The organism is Protofrankia sp. CiP1_Cm_nod2 (assembly GCF_920664355.1).
In the GTDB taxonomy this organism is placed as follows: Bacteria; Actinomycetota; Actinomycetes; order Frankiales; family Frankiaceae; genus Protofrankia.
On record NZ_CAKKTL010000067.1, the window covers coordinates 1 to 3,569 of the forward strand.

Genomic DNA, 3,569 nt, shown 5'->3' on the forward strand with positions numbered 1-3,569 from the left:
ACACTGGACGGACCTGCGCCCCAAGAGCCTGATCGAGGCAATGGAAGCCGCCGCCCGCGACTGACCCACCGCCGCCCCGGCCGGCGCCGGCTTCGTCGTCGGCTTCGGTGCCGGTGCCGGTGCCGGTGCCGGTGCCGGCTTTGGCGCCGGCGAACTCGGTGACGGCTACCAGCGATCCCAACGGGGTGCCGAGGGCCAACGAGTTACCAGTGCCTGGAAGGGTGCCGTCGAGGTCTGGAGGAGCCATGGGCTCTTATCTCCGGGGGCTCCTATCTCCGGGGAACAGTTGGAAGCCCGCGGTGGAGGCGATCCGGGTGATGACCGTCTCCCAGTTGCCGCCGGGTGGGACCACGATCCGCCAGTCCCCCCGCTCCCAGCGCAGCTCGATGCGCATGGCGGCGTACCCGGTGGTGCCGGTGGAATCCACGGCGTCCGTGGCCACATACAGCACGACCCGGTCGGGGGCGGCCACATCGAACCGGACCCCGGCGTAGCGGAAGATCGGGTCGGAGAACCGTCCGGTGAGCCGGTCGGGAATGGCATATCGCGTCGCGGCTATCCGGGTCCGTGTCAGCAGGGCGGGCTGGTCGGCGCCGGTCGCCTGCTCGGCGATGGTGGGTTCGAAGATGTAGGCGCCGACAACGGCGTCCGTACGGAAGACAACGTGGATCGCGGCGAGGGCGGCGCCCAGCGGGGTGTGGGCGAACCCGGACGCCCGGTCGTCGGCCAGGCTGCGCGGGCCCGCGGCCGGTGAGACCGGCAGAGCGAAGCCGTGGAAGTCCAGCCAGGCCAGGTCGGAGAAGTCCAGGACGGGCAGGCCCGAATCCGGGCGCACCGGCCCGCCGGGCACCGGGACCGCGCCGGCCGTACCCGTGGCCGTGGCCGTGGCCGGCGCCGGCGCCGATGTCGGTGTCGGGGAGCCGCCCCGGCCGCCGACGAGTACCAGCCCGACGGCGATCCCGACCGCGACCAGCCCTGCGGCGGCCAGCAACCCTACACCCGTGGAGAAACGACGCTCGCCAGCCATATCCGTGCCCTTACGCCGCTCGACCATCACCTGGGTCGCGCGGATCGACAGGACGATCACCCCTTGCGCTAGCTACGACACGTATTGTCAGAATAGGGGGTCGCGCAGTAAGGCGGTGGCCATAGCCCAGCGTGAGCGGGACAGCCCGCGGGCCGCGGGCAGCCGGACGAAGGTGCTCTACTGGTTGACAGCGGTCTACTGGTTGACGGGAGCGTCCTGTGGCGCGCGGGTGTCGGACCATACCTCCCACAGCGCCGCGTAGCGCCCGCCGGCGGCGATGAGCTCGTCGTGCGTGCCGGTCTCGACGATCCGCCCGTCGTCCAGGACGACGACGAGGTCCGCGCCGGCCGACTGGGTGAGGCGGTGCGCGACGACCAGCCCGGTCCGGCCCGCCAGCGCCTGCTCGGCGGCGGCCTCCAGGATGCTGGCACCGGCGCTGCCGGCGTCCGCGGTGGCCTCGTCGAGGATCGCCACCGGCGGGTCGGTGAGGACGAGGCGGGCGAGCGCGAGCTGCTGGGCCTGCGTGACGGTCAGCCGGTGCCCGCCCTCCCCCACCACGGTGGCCAGCCCCTCGGGCAGCGCCTTCGCCCACCCCGCCGCGCCGACGCGGTCGAGCGCCGCGAGCAGCTCGTCGTCGCTGGCGTCCGGGCGGGCCAGGCGCAGGTCGTCGGCGAGCGGCCCGGCGAAGACGTGCATGTCCTGGGAGATCAGGACGACTGTCCGGCGGACCGCGGCCGGGCCGAGCTCGTCCAGCTCCACGCCGCCGAGCGCGATCGACCCGCTGGTGGGGCGGTGGATACCCGCGATGAGCCTGGCCAGGGTCGTCTTGCCCGCGCCGCTGGCGCCGACGAGCGCGACCCGTTCGCCCGGCTCGATGTCGAGGTCGACGTCACGCAGCACATCGTGGCCGGGCCGGTAGGCGTGGCCGACGCCGGCGGCCCTGACCGAGGCGTCCACCGGCACGGCGACCGGCACGGTCACCGGCCTGCCGACTGGCCCCCTGACCGGCGTGGTGACTGCTGTGGCGGCCGAGACCGCGGACGACACGGTGCCCGACGCGTTGGCCGACGCGGCATCCGACATGCTGGTCAGCACGTTGGCCGGCTGGGCGGGCCGGTGCGGTTCCGGCGTCGTCGGGATGTCGGCGATGCCCACCATCCGGGCCAGGCTCGCCGTCGCGGCCTGGGCCTCGTCGACGAGCGCCAGCGCCACGTTGATCGGGTTGAACAGGTTGTGGAAGTACAGGGCCGCCGCGGGCGCGGTGCCGATCGTCACCGATCCGTCGCGTACCAGCAGGAACCCGGCCGTGAGGACGGCGGCGAGACCGATGAACTCGGCGAGGTTCAGCCGGGCGTAGAACCGCGTGATCAGATGGATTCCGCGCAGGGCCAGGTCGACGGTGGTCCGGGAGCGCCGGGTGACCCGGCCGATGTGCTCGTCGTCGCGGCGGAACGCCCGGACGGTGGCCGCGCCGCCGATGGTGTCGAGGAGCTGCTGCTGCTGGGCGCCGGCGGCGATGCGCTGCTCGGCGTAGAGGGGGATGCTGCGCCCGGCGTACCAGCGGACCGCCTGGACCTGGACAGGCGCGGCGAGCAGGGCCGCGAGCGTGAAGCGCCAGTCGAGGACCGCGAGCCCCACCAGGGTGAACGCGATGGTCAGAGCGGCGTGGGCCATCTCCGGCAGCGCCCCGCGGACCGCCTCGGTGATCCGCGTGACATCGTTGGTCACGCGTGAGGTCAGATCGCCGGCGCCGGCCCGTTCCACCTGCTCCAGCGGCAGGGTGAGCGCGCGCTCCACGAAGCGTTCGCGCAGGACGGCCAGCACCCCTTCGCCGAGCCGGGCGACGAGGGTGACCCCGACCGCGGTCAGCACGCCCTGCGCGGCCGCGACGACCACGAGCAGCACGACCGGGGTGGTGATCGCGCCGGCTGGCCGGCCGTCGGCCACCACGTCGACGATGTGGCCGAGCAGGGGCGCGGTGAACAGGCCGGCCACCGTCGACAGGGCCAGCACACCGAACGCGGTGATGGTCAGCGCCCGCCGCTCGCGCAGCAGCTCGCCGACCGTGACGCGGATACGCACGCTGGTCGCGATGGGTAGCAGCTCCCGGCCGTCGTCCGCCCGCACGAACGACTCGGGCCTGGCTGCGGACACCTCAAGCCTGTTCGTGGACGCCTCGGGGCTGGTCATCGTCGCTTCTCCCGCATGGTCATCGTGTCAGGACAAGTACTCAGGGCCACCCACTCGGCCTGTGCCCCGACCCTTGTGCGGGCACTTGTCATCACATGGACACCGTCCGCCATATGGACACCGTCCGCCATGTGACCAGTGCCCACTGGGTGAGCAGCGCTCGTCCTGTGGGCAGCGCCTACCGTGCGGACGATGACCGCCAGGCGGGCACTGTTCGCAACATGGGCACTGCTCGCCGTAGGGGCAGTGGCTGCCGTAGGCACGGTGACCGCCAAATGGACACCGTTCGCAGCACGAACGCTGCTCACCGTAGGGTCGGCGATCGCCATAGGGACGGTGACCACTAGATGGA

2 protein-coding genes and 1 pseudogene are annotated in these 3,569 nt (G+C 72.7%); all 3 read right to left on the reverse strand.

Annotated elements, in window-relative coordinates; genetic code table 11:
- Positions 1–247 (reverse strand): annotated as a pseudogene (locus tag NBW84_RS09925) (hypothetical protein); the annotation flags it as partial.
- 6 nt (positions 248–253) lie between these two features.
- Positions 254–1,087, reverse strand: coding sequence for a hypothetical protein (locus tag NBW84_RS09930; protein ID WP_250283856.1), 834 nt, complete (start codon positions 1,085–1,087; stop codon positions 254–256).
- Between the two features lie 135 nt (positions 1,088–1,222).
- Complete coding sequence (locus NBW84_RS09935) at positions 1,223–3,217, reverse strand: ABC transporter ATP-binding protein (protein WP_250283858.1); 1,995 nt, start codon at positions 3,215–3,217, stop codon at positions 1,223–1,225.
- Between the last annotated feature and the right edge of the window lie 352 nt (positions 3,218–3,569).

Bases quoted from the DNA above. Each gene is read 5' to 3' on its own strand.
- NBW84_RS09935 (WP_250283858.1), bottom strand. From the start codon at position 3,217: ATGACCAGCCCCGAGGCGTCCACGAACAGGCTTGAGGTGTCCGCAGCC.